Source organism: Nocardia farcinica, from assembly GCF_029867845.1.
Lineage (GTDB): Bacteria > Actinomycetota > Actinomycetes > Mycobacteriales > Mycobacteriaceae > Nocardia > Nocardia farcinica_A.
In genome coordinates, this window is the sequence record NZ_JARWRU010001316.1 from 1 (window position 1) to 2523 (window position 2523).

At 71.3% G+C, this 2523-nt stretch carries 2 protein-coding genes and 1 pseudogene; all 3 read right to left on the reverse strand.

Annotation, left to right across the window (positions count from 1 at the left end; all coding sequences use genetic code 11):
- Positions 1-268, reverse strand: a pseudogene (locus tag QH283_RS29475) (gephyrin-like molybdotransferase receptor GlpR); the annotation flags it as partial.
- A 263-nt stretch (positions 269-531) separates the two neighbouring features.
- The gene (locus QH283_RS29480) at positions 532-1182 is read right to left on the reverse strand and encodes a GNAT family N-acetyltransferase (protein WP_280506186.1); all 651 of its coding nucleotides are present in this window, start codon (positions 1180-1182) and stop codon (positions 532-534) included.
- A 36-nt stretch (positions 1183-1218) separates the two neighbouring features.
- Positions 1219-2466: a molybdotransferase-like divisome protein Glp gene (gene glp / locus QH283_RS29485; RefSeq protein ID WP_280506185.1), complete on the reverse strand. Its 1248-nt coding sequence runs from the start codon at positions 2464-2466 to the stop codon at positions 1219-1221.
- Between the last annotated feature and the right edge of the window lie 57 nt (positions 2467-2523).

The following is a 2523-nucleotide window of genomic DNA, read 5'->3' on the forward strand; positions in this document are numbered from 1 at the left end:
CCTCGGGACTGTCCTCGAGGGTGTTCTCGTCGAGCAATTCGGCGAGGTCGTCGATCTCGGAAACTTTCTCGTCGGCCGGTATGGTCATCCGGTCCTCCGCATCATCGCTGTGGAAACGCTTTCTCCGCACTCGGTTCGGTCGATAGCGCAGCCGCCGTTTGGAGCCGCCGCGGTGCAACACCCGGGTCGCGAGCGCGGCGTCGGTCGTCTGCCGGATTCTTGGGTGCCGGTCGGCGAGAATCGGGAACAGGACGAAGACCCAGAGCACGACCAGGCCGATCCACAGGATCGAATTCGGCATCAGGCCGTCACCTCCGTCCCCACCAGTTCAATCCTTTCGGGCTGTCCGTTCAGCAGTGGCGTAGCGCGAACGACACACCTCCGACGTCGGTAGGTTAATTCGCGCGGAGGTGCTGACCCGGCAGGCGCGCCGTGCACATCGGCCACACCTGTCACAATGCCACCACTACGAGAGTAGGCGCGGACCCGAATCCGGCGCGAGCCGGAATAACGATTCGGGCATTCGGCCACTCAGGGCAGCGTGAGCCGTCCCGCCCTGGCCAGCCGTTCCACCACCGGACCGCTCAATTCCTCGGCCGTGATGCCGACGAGCAGATGATCACGCCAGGCGCCGTCCACGTCCAGATATCGCCGCAGCAATCCCTCTTCACGGAATCCGCAGTGCCGCAGCACCGCCTGACTGGCCAGATTCTCCGGCCGCACGGTGGCCTCGACGCGATGCAATCCGACCGGGCCGAAACAGTGGTCGAGCCCGAGGGCCAGGGCCGCGGTCGCCACCCCCTGACCGCTGCGGTCCTCGGCCACCCAGTAACCGATCCAGGCCGAGCGCAGGGCGCCGCGCACGATGTTGCCGACGGTCAACTGACCGACGAACATCCCGTCCACCTCGATGGCGAACGGGATCATCGCGCCCCGGCGCGCCTCGGCCTTCAGACTCGACCACAGCGACGGCCAGTTCGAGGCGTGGTTGCGCGCCTCCCAGCTGCCGCGCCCGGTGGGCTCCCACGGCTCGAGGTGCGCGCGATCACGCAAGCGCAGCCTGCTCCAGGCGGCCGCGTCGCGGAAGCGGACCGGCCGCAGCGTGACCGTGCCAGCGGGCACACGGACCGGGCCGAGACGGGCGGGCCAGCCGGGATGCTGGGTGGCCCGGAAGACGTTCATGTTCTCCATGTTTCAGCTGTGTCCCACCGCGTCACGTCAGCCGCGCTGCGACAGGAACGCGACCTGGACCTCGTCCCCGGTGCGGAAGTCGGTGTCGTCGGGCTCGACGATGATCAGCGCGTTGGCCTCGGCGAGGGTGGCGAGCAGGTGCGAGGACCCGGCCGCGCCGCCCAGCGGCTGCACCAGGTAGTCGCCGGTGGCCTCGTCGCGCATGAGCTGGGCGCGCAGGTAACCCTTGCGCCCCTCCATCGAGCTGATCGGGGTGATGGTCCGCGCCCGCACGATGCGGCGCATGGGATGCCTGCGCCCGAGCGCGATGCGGATGAGCGGGCGCACCATGACCTCGAAGACCACCAGCGCGCCCACCGGGTTCGACGGCAGCAGGAAGGTGGGCACCTCGTCGCGGCCGAGCCTGCCGAAGCCCTGCACCGAGCCGGGATGCATGGCCACCCGGGTGATCTCCAGCTCGCCGAGCCCCTCCAGCGCCTCGCGCACCTGCTCCGACGCCCAGCCGCCGACCGCGCCCGCGATCACCACGACCTCCGAACGCACCAGCTGTCCCTCGACCACGTCACGCAGCCTGCGCGGATCGGTGCTGACGATGCCGACCCGGTTGACGTCGGCGCCCGCGTCCCTGGCCGCGGCGGCCAGCGCGTAGGAGTTGACGTCGTAGACCTGCCCCGGGCCCGGCGTGCGATCGATGTCGATCAGCTCCCCGCCCACCGAGATCACCGACAGCCGGGGACGCGGGTGCACCAGCACCTTGTCCTGGCCGACCGCGGCGAGCAGGCCGACCTGGGCCGGGCCGATGATGGTGCCGGCGCGCACCGCCACGTCGCCCGGCTGCACGTCGTCGCCGACGCGACGCACGTAGTCGCCGGAGCGCACCGGCTCGTAGACCTTGATCCTGGCGCGCCCGCCGTCGGTGAAGTCCAGCGGCAGCACCGCGTCGGCGAGCGTCGGCAACGGCGCCCCGGTGTCGACGCGCACCGTCTGGCGCGGCTGGAGCCGGATGGGCTGGCGCGAACCGGCCACCACCTCGCCGACCACGGGCAGGGTGAGGTCGACCAGTTCGCCGTTCTCGTCGCGGATCTCGGTGCCCGCCGCCGCCACGTCGACGCTGCGTACCGCGTAGCCGTCGATCGCGGCCTGGTCGAAACCGGGCAGCGGGCGCTCGGTGACGATGTCCTCGGCGCACAGCAGCCCCTGCGCCTCGGAGATCGCGACCCGGACCGGCCGCGGCGCGCCCCCGGGCGCGGGGGGCCGGGGCGTTGGGGAGGCCAACCCACCCCACCCGCCCCCCGGGGTGCCAAATCGCGCCCGGGTAAGCGCACGCCCCGG

Excerpts from the sequence above, each read along its gene's own strand:
- QH283_RS29480 (WP_280506186.1), bottom strand. The coding sequence starts at position 1,182 with ATGAACGTCTTCCGGGCCACCCAGCATCCCGGCTGGCCCGCCCGTCTC.